Source organism: Streptococcus periodonticum, assembly GCF_003963555.1.
Lineage (GTDB): Bacteria > Bacillota > Bacilli > Lactobacillales > Streptococcaceae > Streptococcus > Streptococcus anginosus.
Genome location: NZ_CP034543.1, coordinates 1,529,373 through 1,544,390, shown reverse-complemented (window position 1 = coordinate 1,544,390; position 15,018 = coordinate 1,529,373). Strand labels below are relative to the sequence as shown.

The following is a 15,018-nucleotide window of genomic DNA, read 5'->3' as shown; positions in this document are numbered from 1 at the left end:
AATTTGTTTTTTTCACTGTCTACTATATGGGGAGTATATCACTTTGGAATAGTCTTTTCTTACTAGTTTTGAATGACATGATTCTTTAACAAGTTTGTTAGAATATACCGTTAATACAATTGGTAGCATGTTTCCAGTTCTTAACTTTTTAGTTGGCTAGATAGAGAGATAACTAATATTGTCCTTAAGCATATCCCTTGACTATTGTAACAGCTATTGATACAATACATTTGCAAAAATAAATTACAAACGTAATCGAATGATAAAAAGGAGAATGATCATGATTGAAATCACTTATTTAGATGCTAGTAAGCAAGAGAGGGTTATAACGTTTGAAAGCTATCAAGAATTTGAGCAATCGCAGCAAGCCTGCTTGATCAATGTGGCAGATTATTATCCAGTTCAAAAGCTGCTTGTTAATGGACACGAATTGGATTACCAAGGGACTTACGGTGATGTTTTCTTTTATCTAATGAAGCAAGATTTAAATCAATACAAATAAAAGTGAGGTAAAATGATGACAAAAGCTATTACTGATGCAACGTTTGAAGCAGAAACAAAGGACGGTCTTGTTCTTATTGACTTTTGGGCTACTTGGTGTGGACCTTGTCGTATGCAAGCTCCTATTCTAGAAAAACTTTCCGTAGAAATTCCAGAAGATGAATTGAAAATCGTGAAGATAGACGTTGATGAAAATCCAAATACCGCACGACAATTTGGTATTATGAGTATCCCGACTCTCTTATTTAAAAAGGACGGCCAGGTTGTGAAACAAGTCGCCGGGGTACATACAGCAGCACAAATCAAGCAAATCATGACAGAATTAGGATAAAGCATAAAATCCGCTTAGTTTTTAAGCGGATTTTTAGGTGCCTGAAAACTTTTAGTCACTAGGATACTTAAAAGAGATTCTTGAGGATTCTAATAAAACTCAAAATAAAGTATTGACTTATTTAAAATTAAGTGTATAATTATGTTTAACAAAAATTAAGCAATCATTTAACAAAAAGAAAGTGGATATGAAATGAAACGAATATTGCAAAATAAACTGTTTATGGGAACTTTCGTCTCGGATATGTTGTCTAATTTTGGAGATGTACTCTATTATTTGGCTTTAATGAATTATGTTCTGCTATTGCCAGAAGCAAAATTTGCAATCTCTTTAGTGACTTTATCTGAAAGTTTGCCTTTTCTAACGATGATTTTCATGGGCATGTGGGGCGATCGTACTAAGAAGAAAGTAGATACGATTTTGGTGACGCTTCTGTTTCGGACAGGGCTGTATCTGCTCATTGGTCTGGCTATGGGCTTTCAGCCGGCTTTATGGGTAGTGATTTTAGCTGTATTGGTCAATCTTTTATCTGACCTAGCTGGTCAATATGAAGATGCTTTGCACATACCACTCAGCCTTCGTATTATTCCAATGGAAAATCGTGAAGCCATGTATGCCTTTCGTCAAGGAGCAAGCTCTATCCTAAAGATTCTCTTTCAATCCAGTGGAGCAATTTTAGCTGGGTTGATGAGTTATCAACACCTCGCATTTTTTAATGCTGGAACTTTTGTAGTTAGTGCTTTGATAATGATGATACTTCGTCCTAGTTTAAACAAGTTGCTCAAAGACAAACCAATTCATTCTTCTGTTGAGAATCGTGAGGGAGAGAGGCATTTTATTAAAAATACATGGAATAGTTTGCAGCAATCTTATCAAACTGTTCAGAATATCTCCGTCTTAAAGACTTCTATTTTTACCATTGCTGGTTTAAATGCTGTGTTTGCAGCAGAGAATGCACTGCTCCTCCTAAATATGAAAGAAAATCCCAGTTTTGCATTTATCAATCCAGCCACAACTATAGCAACCGTTACAGTTGTAACTTTGATAGGAAATATTTTGGGGAGTGTTTTGGTAACGACCTTATTAAAAAAAGTAAGTATGGAATTTTTGCTGAAGATTTCCGTATTCATGCCCCCTGCTCTCTTTATTGGTTTTTTACTCCACAGTATTTATATTATTTTCTTGGTTAATTTTTTGACAATGGTTATCGTAGGCATTTTTCAGCCGAAGATGAATGCTTTTATCATTTCATCGCTTCCTGAGGAGCGTTTGGCGACAATCAGTGCGGGGATTAGTAGTTTTTGCACATTAGGCTTAGTTCTTTGTCAAATGCTAGTAGCAGTTTTGGTAACGTTCTTGTCATCAGCCCAAATTGCTTTCTTATTTTTAATATTATCATCAATTTTATTCTTTTATACACTGAAAGTGCCCAGAAAAAATGCTAAACAAGTGATGCAATAGCTTTCCAAACAGTTTACTTGTTAGGGTGAATTTGATAAGATAACACTAAAGAAGGAGTAAAGATAATGGTAGAAGTACAGTATTCAGAACAAGCAAGTGATTTAATGGAGCAGTTTTCTCTATCTACTCTGATACAGGATAGAAGAGAGACTATCGAAAGTTTTAGTGGCAAAGAGCGTGAGCTTTTTAAAGATGTTTTTCCTGTGATGGAGGAGCTTCGCCTTTTGTTTCAACCTTATAAGGAAAAAATGGAAACCTATTATTTGACTGGTTATGGAATCACCTTGCTGCAAAGTTGCTATTTGGAGATGGTAGATAAGGGGCTGACGCCCAAATCGGTTGAAGCGGTACATGCCTACTGTTTGCAGCTAGATGCCGAAGCGATAAGAGAACAGCTAAAAGATCTCTTAAACACAGGTCCTGAGCACATGGCTAAAAGTGGAGATTTTTGGGATTATTTAGAAGCATCATCTATTAAATCAGAAACTAAGTGGTATTTCAGTCAATTTTATCGGAAACCACTTGAAGCTATGAAAGAGTTAATAGAATTGTCTCGGGAACTTATTCCGCTTTACCAGCCTTACTTGGAAAAAAGTGCTGCTGAACGTAGAGCTTATGCGGCATCCTTTTCATTGGAGAATACCATTGCAGAGTCTGCTAGTCTATCTCATTTTGATTGGAATTTTAAAGAAAATCAATTTATTAAGCTTTATGTTGTCAGTCCATGGGTGGTGCAGTTTGCATCTTACTTCAGTGAAACAGAACCGAGTGAGAGCCATTATTTTATCGTTTCTTGCCGCATTGATCAATTACTTAAAAGTGGAAAAGAACTGGATATGGATACGTTTGCCGCAGTTCTCAAGGTACTTAGTGATAGCACACGCTATAATGTTATGGTAGAATTAGCTAAACCGTATGCTAAGAGCAAACGGATTGCTGAAGAGTTAGATATTACTGGAGCAGCGGTTTCTTTTCATACTCAAAAGCTCATCAATGCAAAACTCCTGCTTTTTAACCGTGACCATAAAGATGTGAAATATGATGTAAATAAAAGTTTACTTAGAGAAATCATTGCCAAGCTGACGAGTGACTTTGGCTTGGAAGAAAAGTGAACAGAAAGATCTTTAGATTAGTTACAGACGAAAAAAGAGGCTGGGGCAAAAGTCCTTAACCTCGTCAGATTTTTATGAGTTTCTTGCAAGTCGCAGTGGTTGAGTGGGTTCTATTCGGTTGATAAATAAACCTTTACATCCCTACTCAACTGTGCGGGGGTGGGACGACAAAATCAAATTTCTTCGAAATTACCGATTTTTGTCCCACTCCCTTTTGAATAGTTTCTGTTATTCTTCCAATTCTTCGCTGTATGCAATAATCTGATCAACTGTGTCCGACAGGAATTGAATGGTATCACGGAGTGGTTTATCAGTAGAGATATCCGCACCAATGATGCGAGCAGATTCAAGAGGCGTTTTGCTTCCGCCGGATTTGAGGAAGTTGAGCCAATCGCGGGCTCCATTTTCAGAATTTTTCAAATGGAGATAACCAGCAGTTGAGATAACGAGACCTGCAGAATAGGTGTAACTATACAGTCCCATGTAATAGTGACTTTGCCGCATCCAAGTGAGCGCAGCATCGTCATCAATTTCCACCGCATCACCCCAGAATTCGGTCAGAATTTCTTTCATAATACTGTTCAGTTTAGCCGCACCAAAAGTTTCGCCTGCTTCAATCAGATTGTAAACACGGCGTTGGAAAGCCGCTTCTAGGAGGTGAGTGATGAAGTTATGGAAGTAGGTATCAGTTAAGCGATGCGCAAGAGCAAAGCGTTTTTGGCGTGGATTGTCAAATTGATGTTCCAAATAGTCGCTAAGTAAGAGTTCGTTGAAGGTAGAAGGAGCTTCTACGTAATAGGTCGACATGTGGGTATTGAAATAGCTTTGACTATTGTCAGAGAAGATGAACTGACCAGAGTGGCCAATTTCATGAATCAGAGTATACACATCACTCATACGGCCTGTCCAGCTCATGAGAACGTACGGGTGCACACGATAAGGGTTAGTCGCATAACCACCGGAGTCCTTACCGGCATTAGCTGCAAAATCCACCCAGCGCTCTTTTTGATAATTGGCAATTTCGCGCGTGTATTCTTCTCCAAGTGGAGCAACGGACTTCATTACTAGTTCGTAAGCGTCATCAATAGTGACATCAGGATTAAGTGCGCTGTCCAAGTCCAATTTCCAATCTGCAAAGGTCATTTTTTCAAGACCGTTGATTTTAGCCACGTGTTTGAGGAACTTTTGTGCAACAGGGGCGAATTCAGTCATGATGAGGTCAATCTGCCGGTCAAACATAGAACGGTCTACCTCTTGCTCAGCCAAAAGATAGTCAAAGACAGAGTCATATCCCCGCATATCAGCAATCAGTTTTTCAGATTTTACTTGAGCCAGATAAGCTGCAGCAGCAGTATGCTGATGTTTACGAAGTCCAGCTGAGAAAGAACGGAAAGACTTTTCACGGACTTGAGCATTTTCGTGATTTTGGTAGAAATTTTCGTAGCTGATAAAGCTATTCTTATAAACTTTTCCGTCTACTTCAAAATCCTCCATGGCAAAATCACCTGCCCTCATTTTGGTGTAAATGTCTTGTGGGCTGTAAAAAACTTCACTAAGATTTGTCAGAGCCTTTTCGACATCAGCACCTACATAGTGAGCTTTTTGAATTTTTGCTTGACGAATTGCAGCAGTCAAATGCGGTAGTTGTCCGAGACGGTCGAGTACTTTTTCATCGGCATTTACCAATGCTGCGTCAAAGAAGCTAAGCGCAACGCTGGCTTCTGTTTCAAAATCTGTACCAGCTTGCGCAATCTGTGCAAAGCTTTCATCACCGTAATCCGTTGTTTGTGGCATAAAGCTGTAGTTGCCGATATGGCTTCTTTGAATGTAGATTTGCTCCAATTCAGCAAAGGCTTTTTCAAAATCCTCGAAAGTCTGGAGGTTATCCTTATAATCACGTGTGAATTGGTTAATATCCTCACGCGTTTTTTCAATCGCACGCAAGAAATCCTCTCGGTCTTGATAGAGGGCTGTTAAGTCCCACAGTTCATTTTCTGGAAATTCAGAACGTTGTTTTTGTTCAACCATAAATCTATTTCTCCTTGTCATTAACTTTCTTCTAGTATAGCAGAAAAACACAATAAATAGACAGCATTTCAAAAATTATCGCTAAATTCTCAAAAATTCTTGGTAAAAAGCTGTTTTAAGGCTTTTTCTTTTAGTTGAAAATATGATAAAATAAGGTTTATACGTGCTTGATACAAAGATGAGGATTTAAAGGCTTATTAGGGACAATCCTTGTTTATTTCAAAAGTATAGCAGATGAATATTGTGAGCGTTTAACGAGATTTGCGACAGGAACTTGTTAAATCGGTATTATTTGGCAAGAGGCTTTGACTTAGCAAGGCATTTAGCGATTAGCGTAAACTGATTAGGTACTAAGTACCAATCAATTTTAATGCTTTGTATCTTGATCTTTGTAGGCAAGACGTATAAAAAAATTAGAAATTGAGCATAAGCTCAACGAGGAATATATATGACAAAGCAAGTATTTAAAATTACTTTTGCTGGTAAAGACTTGGTAGTTGAAACAGGTCAAGTGGCGAAACAGGCAAACGGTAGCGTAGTAGTTCGTTATGGTGAAAGTACTGTTCTGACAGCAGCCGTTATGTCAAAGAAAATGGTGACTGGCGATTTCTTCCCGCTTCAAGTCAATTATGAAGAAAAGATGTATGCAGCTGGGAAATACCCTGGTGGATTTAACAAACGTGAAGGTCGTCCTTCGACAGACGCGACTTTGACAGCTCGCTTGATTGACCGTCCGATTCGTCCGATGTTTGCGGACGGTTTCCGCAATGAAGTGCAGGTTATCAATACGGTTCTTTCTTATGATGCAGATGCTTCAGCGCCTATGGCAGCCATGTTTGGTTCATCTCTTGCTTTGTCAATCTCAGACATTCCTTTTAACGGTCCAATTGCTGGTGTGCAGGTTGGCTATGTCAATGGAGAATTGATTATCAATCCAAGTCAAGAGCAAAAAGAAGCTTCTTTACTGGAATTAACTGTTGCAGGAACCAAAGAAGCAATTAACATGGTTGAGTCTGGTGCCAAAGAATTGTCAGAAGAGCTGATGCTGGAGGCCCTTCTGAAAGGTCACGAAGCAGTTAAGGAATTGATTGCTTTCCAAGAAGAAATCGTGGCAGCAGTTGGAAAAGAAAAAGCAGAAGTTGAGCTTCTTCGTGTGGATGAAGAATTGCAAACAGAAATTGTAGCAGGCTATAATGCCGATCTTCAAAAAGCCGTTCAGGTAGAAGAAAAATTAGCTCGTGAAGCCGCAACGCAAGCAGTCAAAGACGAAGTAATAGCCCTTTACGAAGAAAAATATGCTGACCACGAAGAATTTGACCGCATCATGCGTGATGTGGTTGAAATTTTAGAGCAAATGGAGCATGCAGAAGTACGGCGTTTAATTACTGAGGACAAGATTCGTCCAGATGGTCGTAAGGTAGATGAAATTCGTCCATTGGATGCTGAAATTGACTATCTGCCACGAGTGCATGGCTCTGGTCTCTTTACTCGTGGGCAAACGCAGGCTTTATCTGTCTTGACCTTGGCGCCAATGGGTGAGACGCAAATTGTGGACGGACTTGATCCAGAATACAAGAAACGCTTTATGCATCATTATAATTTCCCACAATATTCTGTAGGAGAAACGGGACGCTATGGAGCACCTGGTCGTCGGGAAATCGGTCATGGAGCTCTTGGTGAACGTGCACTTGCGCAAGTTCTCCCTAGTCTAGAGGATTTCCCTTATGCTATCCGTTTGGTAGCAGAAGTTCTTGAGTCAAATGGTTCATCTTCACAAGCCTCGATTTGTGCTGGGACACTTGCTCTCATGGCCGGTGGGGTACCAATTAAAGCGCCTGTAGCCGGAATCGCTATGGGGCTCATTTCAGATGGTAGCAACTACACGATTTTAACAGATATTCAAGGCTTAGAAGACCATTTCGGAGATATGGATTTCAAGGTGGCCGGTACACGTGAAGGAATTACTGCTCTTCAAATGGATATCAAGATTGAAGGAATTACTGCTGAAATCTTGCAAGAAGCATTGGCTCAAGCTAAAAAAGCACGTTTTGAAATTTTAGATTTGATTGAACGTACAATTCCAGCTCCTCGTCCAGAACTCGCTCCAACCGCTCCAAAAATTGATACAATCAAGATTGATGTTGATAAAATTAAGATTGTCATCGGTAAAGGCGGTGAAACGATTGACAAGATTATCGCAGAAACAGGTGTCAAGATTGACATTGACGAAGAAGGAAATGTTTCTATTTACTCTAGCGATCAAGATGCGATTAACCGTGCCAAAGAAATCATTGCAGCTCTTGTGCGTGAAGCAAAAGTAGATGAAGTTTATCATGCCAAAGTTGTTCGGATTGAGAAATTCGGTGCTTTTGTCAATCTCTTTGACAAGACAGATGCCTTGGTGCACATCTCAGAAATGGCTTGGACGCGTACCAATAAGGTTGAAGATTTGGTGCAACTTGGTGATGAAGTAGATGTCAAAGTCATTAAGATTGATGAAAAAGGTCGTGTGGATGCTTCTATGAAAGCTCTTCTACCACGTCCTCCTAAAGAAGAGAAAGCAAAAAGACATCATCATAAAACACATAAAGAGCATAAAGCTGTTCAAGAAGAAAAGGCGCAAGACTAGACAGGTTGCTAAGTGTTTGCCTTCAGTCTAAAGCTAGAAAGGAGTCATCATGGGTTGGTGGAAAGAGACGATAGATATTGTGAAAGAAAATGATCCGGCAGCTCGCTCCTCACTTGAGGTGTTGTTGACTTATCCTGGGATTAAGGCTTTGGCTGCTCACCGACTTTCTCACTTTCTGTGGAATCATGGGTGCAAACTTTTAGCTCGGATGCACAGTCAATTTTGGCGCTTTTGGACTCAGATTGAGATTCATCCGGGGGCACAGATTGCTTCAGGTGTCTTTATTGACCACGGGAGTGGTTTAGTGATTGGCGAGACGGCCATTGTAGAAAAAGGAGTGATGCTCTATCATGGTGTCACTCTTGGAGGCACAGGGAAAGATTGTGGGAAACGTCATCCGACGGTTCGTCAAGGTGCGCTTATTTCAGCTCATGCGCAACTAATCGGTCCGATTGAAATCGGTGAAAATGCAAAGGTCGGCGCTGCTGCGGTTGTTGTGGCAGATGTTCCTAGTGATGTGACTGTTGTCGGTATACCAGCTAAAATTGTCCGTGTACACGGTCAAAAAGATGCTCCAACGATTAAGAATTTAGAAGAAATCCGCGAAGAAAGTTATTATTCATCTAAGTTGTAGATACTATTCTCAAAAATAGCACTTGAACCAAAAGTTAGTTTCCACTTAATAGAAAGAATGAAGTTAGAATATGATCAAAATTTATGATACTATGACCCGCAGTCTGCGTAAATTTGTCCCTCTGGAAGAGGGCAAGGTCAAGATGTATGTCTGCGGGCCGACCGTTTATAACTATATCCATGTCGGCAATGCTCGCTCCACCGTTGCTTTTGACACGATTCGGCGCTATTTTGAGTATCGTGGGTATGAGGTGGCTTATATTTCTAATTTCACCGATGTGGATGATAAAATTATCAATCGAGCTAAGGAAGAGGGGATCACACCTCAGGAAGTGGCAGACAAGTACATTGCGGCTTTTCGGGAAGATGTGACGACGCTGGGGGTTCAACCAGCTACCCAGCACCCGCGCGTAGTGGACTACATGATGGACATCATTGATTTTGTGCAGACTTTGGTGGATAAGGGCTACGCCTATGAGTCAGAAGGCGATGTCTATTTCCGAGTGGAAAAGTCTCACAATTATGCCAAACTAGCCAACAAAACCTTGGCTGATTTAGAGTTAGGCGCTTCTGGTCGGACAGATGAGGAGATCACCCGCAAGGAAAATCCAGTGGACTTTGCCCTCTGGAAGGCGGCTAAACCGGGCGAGATTTTCTGGGACAGCCCATGGGGACCTGGTCGTCCAGGCTGGCATATCGAATGTTCCGTCCTGGCGACAGAAATTCTGGGAGATACGATTGATATTCATGGCGGTGGAGCTGATTTAGAATTTCCGCACCATACTAATGAAATCGCTCAATCAGAAGCTAAAACTGGAAAGACCTTTGCCAACTACTGGATGCATAATGGCTTTGTCAATATTGATGATGTCAAAATGTCTAAGTCTCTGGGGAACTTCATTACCGTCCACGATGCCCTTAAAACCATTGACGGACAAGTCTTGCGTTTCTTTTTTGCGACTCAGCACTACCGCAAGCCTATCAATTTTACAGAAAAAGCCGTTCACGATGCGGAAGTGAATTTGAAATATCTGAAAAATACTTACGAGCAACCCTTTACGGGAACGGTTGACCTGATACAATTGCAGGTTTTTCTGGATAAATTCACCACTGCTATGGATGAAGATTTCAATGCAGCAAATGGCATTACAGTCGTTTTCGAACTAGCTAAGTGGATTAATTCCGGTCATTACAATCAAGAGGTGAAAAGCGCTTTTGCTGAGCTTCTGCAAGTTTTTGGTATTGTCTTTACAGAAGAGGTACTGGATGCGGATATTGAAGCCTTGATTGAGCAGCGCCAAGCTGCGCGTGTTGCTAAGGACTTTGCAACAGCTGATAAAATCCGTGATGAATTGGCAGCTAAAGGGATCAAGCTTTTAGATACCAAGGACGGAGTGAGGTGGATCCGTGATTGATGTCAATCTTATAAATGGTATTGCCTTGGCTTTTGAAGGCGATGCTATCTACTCAACTTATATCCGTCGTCACTTGATTTTCCAAGGCTTGACAAAACCGAACCAGCTTCACAGAGAAGCAACCAAGTATGTGTCAGCTCGTGCGCAAGCTAACCTCATTTCTCAAATGTTGGAAGAAAAAATTCTGACAGAAAAGGAAGAAGACATTTATAAGCGTGGACGCAATGCTAATAGCCATACTAAAGCTAAAAACGCAGATATTGTAACCTATCGCATGTCGACAGGTTTTGAAGCCGTTCTGGGATATTTACACATGACCGATCAAATCAAGCGTTTAGAAGAGCTGATTGATTGGTGTATTGTGAGAGTGGAGGGCGCACATCATGACAAAAACTGATCTTTTAGAATGGTTCCCTCAAGGGAGGCTTCAATCCAATCCAAATGCAAAAGAGGATGAAGTGGCAATTCCCATTTCAAGTAAGCAATGGTTGTTATTAAAAAAAAGCAGTCTGACAGAGCGAGAGCAAGAACTTATTTCTTTACTGACTGGGAAAGACTCTGCATTTGATGGTGGACCTTGGTATGATTATTTGGTTCATAACCGTGGCAAAATGCCTCAAAACGTTCAAAAGCTACAGTTCGTCCATTGTCATTTATTCCATTATGAAAAGGAAACGATTGGGTCTTGGTTGGAAATGATGCGAACCATACTGCCCAATAGAATAGCAGATTTTCAGCTGTCCTCTCAGGATTACATCTTTGTGCTGGATCAAACGCAATTAGTCCCTGTAAAAGATGTTCTCCGTGATACTTTATCGGCTATCGAATATGACTTTAGCTTAACTCTGACGATTCAAATCGGGCAAATTTGGCCTCTAATTTTTGAAGAAAGTTATCCAGAACTTTTTCAAGCGGAAAATGCTCTTTTTGTCAAATGGTGGGAGCAGGTTCAACATTCCAATGTGCATTCTTTTTCCCACCTCTTTTTGTGGGGGATTGGTCAAAAGGATTTCATATTGCCAATTTTAACGAAGAAACTTCATCAATTGATTGAAAGTCAGGATCAGCTCGTTGATATTATTGCAGCTTTGTGGGAAAACACGGCAGTTGTGACAAAAGCTGCCCAGCAGTTGTATATTCATCGGAACACCTTACAGTATCACATTGATAAATGGGAAGAACTGACGGGCTTACAGCTAAAAGACCTGACAGATTTGACCCTGTGTTACCATATTGTCATCAATGATTTAGTGTAATGTTTTGTGCATCCTGCACAAAACATTTTTTTTATTTTGTTCACTTTGCCATAGGATAATGAAGCGTTTTCATATATAATAAAATCATAATAACAAAGGAGTTCCATCTTATGGTAGAATTAAATTTAAAAAACATTTACAAAAAATATCCAAACAGCGAACACTACTCTGTAGAAGATTTCAACTTGAATATTAAAGATAAAGAATTTATCGTTTTCGTAGGACCTTCAGGCTGTGGGAAATCTACTACACTTCGTATGATTGCTGGTCTTGAAGATATTACAGAAGGTGAATGTTCAATTGACGGGCGCGTGGTGAACGACGTAGCGCCAAAAGACCGTGATATTGCTATGGTTTTCCAAAACTATGCTTTGTATCCACATATGACCGTGCACGACAATATGGCTTTTGGTTTGAAGCTTCGTAAATACAGCAAGGATGATATTGAAAAACGTGTAAATGAAGCAGCGGACATTCTTGGTTTGAAAGAATTCTTGGATCGTAAACCAGCTGACCTTTCAGGTGGTCAACGTCAACGTGTAGCCATGGGACGTGCTATTGTTCGTGATGCAAAAGTATTCCTTATGGACGAACCACTTTCTAACTTGGATGCGAAATTGCGGGTATCTATGCGTGCAGAAATCGCTAAAATCCACCGTCGTATTGGGGCAACCACTATCTATGTTACCCATGACCAAACAGAAGCAATGACTTTGGCTGATCGTATCGTTATCATGTCTGCAACAAAGAATCCTTCAGGAACGGGGACAATTGGACGTATAGAACAAATCGGTACCCCACAAGAAGTTTACAAAAACCCAGTCAATAAATTTGTTGCAGGCTTTATCGGAAGCCCAGCGATGAACTTCATCAATGTAACTTTGAAAGGTGATGAAATTGTAGCACAAGACCTTTCTCTGAAAGTACCAGAAGGTGCCTTGAAGGTACTTCGTGAAAAAGGCTATGAAGGCAAGAAACTCATTTTTGGTATTCGTCCAGAAGACATCAATACAGAAGCTGCTTTCCTTGAAACCTTCCCAGATTCAGTTGTACATGCTAAAATTTCTGTATCTGAATTACTTGGTTCTGAATCTCATTTGTATTGCCAAATTGCAGATAATGAATTTATTGCCAAAGTAGACGCTCGTGATTACCTCAAAGCTGGAGCAGGTATTGACCTTGGCTTTGACTTGAACAAAGCACACTTCTTTGATCCAGAAACAGAAAAGACAGTTTACTAATTTACAACGCCTCTAGAATAAATTAATAAGAAAATGCAGGATGCCTTGTTTTATGCAAGACTCCTGCGTTTTTTTACAGAAGAAAATTTGGGATTTAACCATAAAGTGATTTATAAATAAGAAGAAGCATTTTAAATTTTATGTTATACTAAAGTTATGGAAAATAACGATATTGTATACGGTGTACATGCTGTGACGGAAGCTCTCATGGCCAATACTGGAAATAAACTCTATATTCAAGATGATCTACGTGGGAAAAATGTTGCTAAGATGAAAGATTTGGCAGCAGAAAAAAAGGTTTCTATTTCTTGGACTAGCAAAAAAACACTGCAAGAAATGACAGGCGGTGCCGTTCATCAAGGCTTTGTCTTGCGTGTTTCAGAATTTGCCTATACAGAATTTGAAGCGATGTTGAAAATGGCGGAGCGAGAAGAGAATCCTCTGCTGCTCATTTTAGACGGTCTAACAGACCCACATAATTTAGGCTCGATTCTGCGGACAGCTGACGCGACAAATGTTACAGGCGTCATTATTCCTAAGCATCGAGCGGTTGGTGTCACGCCGGTCGTCGCAAAGACCTCTACTGGTGCAGTGGAGCATATTCCCATTGCTCGTGTGACCAATCTCAGCCAAGCTCTGGATAAACTAAAACATGCAGGTTTTTGGATTTTTGGCACAGATATGAATGGCACCCCTTCGACTAAGTGGAATACAGCAGGGAAATTAGCTCTGATTATCGGCAATGAAGGCAAGGGCATTTCTGCTAATATTAAAAAGCAAGTTGATGAAATGCTTACCATTCCTATGAATGGACATGTGCAGAGCTTGAATGCTAGTGTGGCGGCGGCTATTCTCATGTATGAAGTGTTTAGAAATCGCCTATGAAACGGAAAATTTTATTAGTAGATGGCTACAATATGGTAGCATTTTGGCAGGAGACTCGTTCTTTATTTAATAAAGGGGAATTAGATACAGCACGAACCATTCTGCTTAACAAACTCAGTAATTACGCCAGTTTTGAACAGTTGGAAATTATCTGTGTGTTTGATGCGCAGTATATGCCGGGAGTTCGCCAGACTTATGATGAATTCAATGTTACGGTTGTGTTCACTGAGGAAGAAGAAACAGCAGACGATTACATTGAGCGTTTGGCAACTGATCTCAACAATCCTAGAAATCAGGTATCTGTGGCAACGAGCGACTTAAATGAGCAGTGGACTGTCTTTGCTCAAGGGGCTTTGCGTGTTTCGGCTCGTGAACTAGAAAAACGAGTAGCTGTTACAAAGTCGGATCTGAATCAAATGAGTCAACAGCTTCAAATGGGAAAACCACCTTTGCGTCCTATGGACAATCCAACCTTGCGCGATTTACAGAAAATGATGGAGAAAAAGAAAGATGACTTTTAAAATTTTAACTGATTCAACCGCAGACCTTCCAGAAAGCTGGGCTTTGAAAAATGATGTTCAAATCCTTGGTTTGACTATTCAGTTGGACGGAATAACTTATGAAACGGTCGGGGATAAGAAACTGACGAGTGAGCAGCTCCTCTCTAAAATGGAAGCAGGGAGCCAGCCAACAACCAGCCAAATCAATGTCGGTCAGTTTGAAGCTATCTTTCGTCACTATGCTGAGATCGGCATGCCAGTCCTTTATATTGCTTTTGCTTCAGTCTTGTCAGGAACTTATCAGAGTGCGGTCATGGCACGGGATATAGTTTTAGAAGATTTTCCAGAAGCGGTTATTCAGATTATTGATACCAAGGCGGCGTCTATGGGAGAAGGTATTCTGGTGATGAAAGCGGTGGAAGCGAAAGCTGTCGGTCAAAGTTTGGAACAAGTAGTAGCCTTAATAAAATCTTTAGTGCCAAAAGTGAAAACGTATTTTCTAGTAGATGACTTAAATCACCTCATGCGGGGAGGACGAATTTCAAAGACTGCAGCTCTTATGGGAAGTTTAGTCAATATTAAGCCAGTAATTGCAGTTAAGGGAGATGGAAGGCTGGATTCTGTGGCTAAAGTCCGTGGGAAGAAAAAGGCTCAAACTGAGGTGGTGCGCATGACCTTGGAAGATATTGCCGATCCGCGCGTGGTAATTGCCTATGCAGGAGCAGACAGCCAAGAGGTGGCTCAAGTCTTAAAAAATCAGCTTCTTGCCTCTGAGCAAGTCAATGAAGTTTTAATTTTACCATTAGGACCAGTCATTTCCACTCACACGGGTCCTGGAACTTTGGGACTATTCAGTATTGCCCATGAAAATCAAGATTAAGCGAAATGAAACCGTTCTTTCATAAATAATTTATCAAATATATTGACTTTTACCCCTAAAATTTGGTATGATAGTAAACGGTATTGTTTACCCCATTTGTAAGGCCCCGGAACCTTCCAAATAACTTGCGGACCGGAACATCCGCC

Annotated in this window: 14 protein-coding genes; 13 read left to right on the top strand and 1 reads right to left on the bottom strand. The window is 40.4% G+C overall.

All coding sequences use genetic code 11. The annotated features are described in order from the left end of the window. The first annotated feature begins 280 nt into the window (after positions 1–280). From EHW89_RS07530 to EHW89_RS07515, 4 genes are all read left to right on the top strand, one after another. Entirely contained in the window at positions 281–502 is a 222-nt protein-coding gene (locus EHW89_RS07530) for a DUF4649 family protein (protein ID WP_003026254.1), read from the top strand. A 15-nt stretch (positions 503–517) separates the two neighbouring features. Then, positions 518–832: a thioredoxin gene (trxA, locus tag EHW89_RS07525; protein WP_020999813.1), complete on the top strand. Its 315-nt coding sequence runs from the start codon at positions 518–520 to the stop codon at positions 830–832. A gap of 192 nt (positions 833–1,024) precedes the next feature. Next, the gene (locus tag EHW89_RS07520) at positions 1,025–2,293 is read left to right on the top strand and encodes an MFS transporter (protein WP_126467643.1); all 1,269 of its coding nucleotides are present in this window, start codon (positions 1,025–1,027) and stop codon (positions 2,291–2,293) included. A gap of 65 nt (positions 2,294–2,358) precedes the next feature. Next, complete coding sequence (locus tag EHW89_RS07515) at positions 2,359–3,405, top strand: ArsR/SmtB family transcription factor (RefSeq protein WP_126467641.1); 1,047 nt, start codon at positions 2,359–2,361, stop codon at positions 3,403–3,405. A gap of 228 nt (positions 3,406–3,633) precedes the next feature. On the opposite strand, the gene pepF is transcribed toward EHW89_RS07515, so the two are convergent. Beyond that, a complete protein-coding gene (gene pepF, locus EHW89_RS07510) occupies positions 3,634–5,433 on the bottom strand; it encodes an oligoendopeptidase F (RefSeq protein ID WP_126467639.1) in 1,800 nt (599 codons plus the stop codon). A gap of 448 nt (positions 5,434–5,881) precedes the next feature. On the opposite strand from pepF, the gene pnp reads away from it, so the two are divergent. From pnp to EHW89_RS07465, 9 genes are all read left to right on the top strand, one after another. Continuing rightward, a complete protein-coding gene (pnp, locus tag EHW89_RS07505; RefSeq protein ID WP_126467636.1) occupies positions 5,882–8,062 on the top strand; it encodes a polyribonucleotide nucleotidyltransferase in 2,181 nt (726 codons plus the stop codon). A gap of 49 nt (positions 8,063–8,111) precedes the next feature. Further along, positions 8,112–8,696 (top strand): serine O-acetyltransferase, encoded by a 585-nt coding sequence (gene cysE / locus EHW89_RS07500; RefSeq protein WP_003026242.1) that lies wholly within the window; start codon positions 8,112–8,114, stop codon positions 8,694–8,696. 70 nt (positions 8,697–8,766) lie between these two features. Next, positions 8,767–10,110, top strand: coding sequence for a cysteine--tRNA ligase (gene cysS, locus EHW89_RS07495; RefSeq protein ID WP_126467633.1), 1,344 nt, complete (start codon positions 8,767–8,769; stop codon positions 10,108–10,110). Then, complete coding sequence (locus EHW89_RS07490) at positions 10,103–10,507, top strand: Mini-ribonuclease 3 (RefSeq protein ID WP_003026238.1); 405 nt, start codon at positions 10,103–10,105, stop codon at positions 10,505–10,507. Before cysS ends, EHW89_RS07490 begins: the two co-directional genes overlap by 8 nt. Next, positions 10,494–11,366 carry a helix-turn-helix domain-containing protein gene (locus EHW89_RS07485; protein ID WP_126467631.1) on the top strand — a complete coding sequence of 291 codons (873 nt, stop codon included), beginning with the start codon at positions 10,494–10,496 and terminating at the stop codon, positions 11,364–11,366. Before EHW89_RS07490 ends, EHW89_RS07485 begins: the two co-directional genes overlap by 14 nt. A gap of 110 nt (positions 11,367–11,476) precedes the next feature. Next, a complete protein-coding gene (locus tag EHW89_RS07480) occupies positions 11,477–12,607 on the top strand; it encodes an ABC transporter ATP-binding protein (RefSeq protein ID WP_003026236.1) in 1,131 nt (376 codons plus the stop codon). A 156-nt stretch (positions 12,608–12,763) separates the two neighbouring features. Beyond that, positions 12,764–13,492, top strand: coding sequence for a 23S rRNA (guanosine(2251)-2'-O)-methyltransferase RlmB (gene rlmB / locus EHW89_RS07475; RefSeq protein WP_126467629.1), 729 nt, complete (start codon positions 12,764–12,766; stop codon positions 13,490–13,492). Next, complete coding sequence (locus tag EHW89_RS07470; protein ID WP_126467627.1) at positions 13,489–14,013, top strand: NYN domain-containing protein; 525 nt, start codon at positions 13,489–13,491, stop codon at positions 14,011–14,013. Before rlmB ends, EHW89_RS07470 begins: the two co-directional genes overlap by 4 nt. Then, positions 14,003–14,872, top strand: a complete 870-nt coding sequence (locus tag EHW89_RS07465) for a DegV family protein (RefSeq protein WP_126467625.1) — start codon at positions 14,003–14,005, stop codon at positions 14,870–14,872. Before EHW89_RS07470 ends, EHW89_RS07465 begins: the two co-directional genes overlap by 11 nt. The last annotated feature ends 146 nt before the right edge of the window (positions 14,873–15,018 follow it).

What these genes read in the sequence shown, in the direction of transcription:
- EHW89_RS07530 (WP_003026254.1), top strand. Translation starts at nt 281, where the DNA reads ATGATTGAAATCACTTATTTAGATGCTAGTAAGCAAGAGAGGGTTATA.
- trxA (WP_020999813.1), top strand. Translation starts at nt 518, where the DNA reads ATGACAAAAGCTATTACTGATGCAACGTTTGAAGCAGAAACAAAGGAC.
- EHW89_RS07520 (WP_126467643.1), top strand. Translation starts at nt 1,025, where the DNA reads ATGAAACGAATATTGCAAAATAAACTGTTTATGGGAACTTTCGTCTCG.
- EHW89_RS07515 (WP_126467641.1), top strand. Translation starts at nt 2,359, where the DNA reads ATGGTAGAAGTACAGTATTCAGAACAAGCAAGTGATTTAATGGAGCAG.
- pepF (WP_126467639.1), bottom strand. Translation starts at nt 5,433, where the DNA reads ATGGTTGAACAAAAACAACGTTCTGAATTTCCAGAAAATGAACTGTGG.
- pnp (WP_126467636.1), top strand. Translation starts at nt 5,882, where the DNA reads ATGACAAAGCAAGTATTTAAAATTACTTTTGCTGGTAAAGACTTGGTA.
- cysE (WP_003026242.1), top strand. Translation starts at nt 8,112, where the DNA reads ATGGGTTGGTGGAAAGAGACGATAGATATTGTGAAAGAAAATGATCCG.
- cysS (WP_126467633.1), top strand. Translation starts at nt 8,767, where the DNA reads ATGATCAAAATTTATGATACTATGACCCGCAGTCTGCGTAAATTTGTC.
- EHW89_RS07485 (WP_126467631.1), top strand. Translation starts at nt 10,494, where the DNA reads ATGACAAAAACTGATCTTTTAGAATGGTTCCCTCAAGGGAGGCTTCAA.
- EHW89_RS07480 (WP_003026236.1), top strand. Translation starts at nt 11,477, where the DNA reads ATGGTAGAATTAAATTTAAAAAACATTTACAAAAAATATCCAAACAGC.
- rlmB (WP_126467629.1), top strand. Translation starts at nt 12,764, where the DNA reads ATGGAAAATAACGATATTGTATACGGTGTACATGCTGTGACGGAAGCT.
- EHW89_RS07470 (WP_126467627.1), top strand. Translation starts at nt 13,489, where the DNA reads ATGAAACGGAAAATTTTATTAGTAGATGGCTACAATATGGTAGCATTT.
- EHW89_RS07465 (WP_126467625.1), top strand. Translation starts at nt 14,003, where the DNA reads ATGACTTTTAAAATTTTAACTGATTCAACCGCAGACCTTCCAGAAAGC.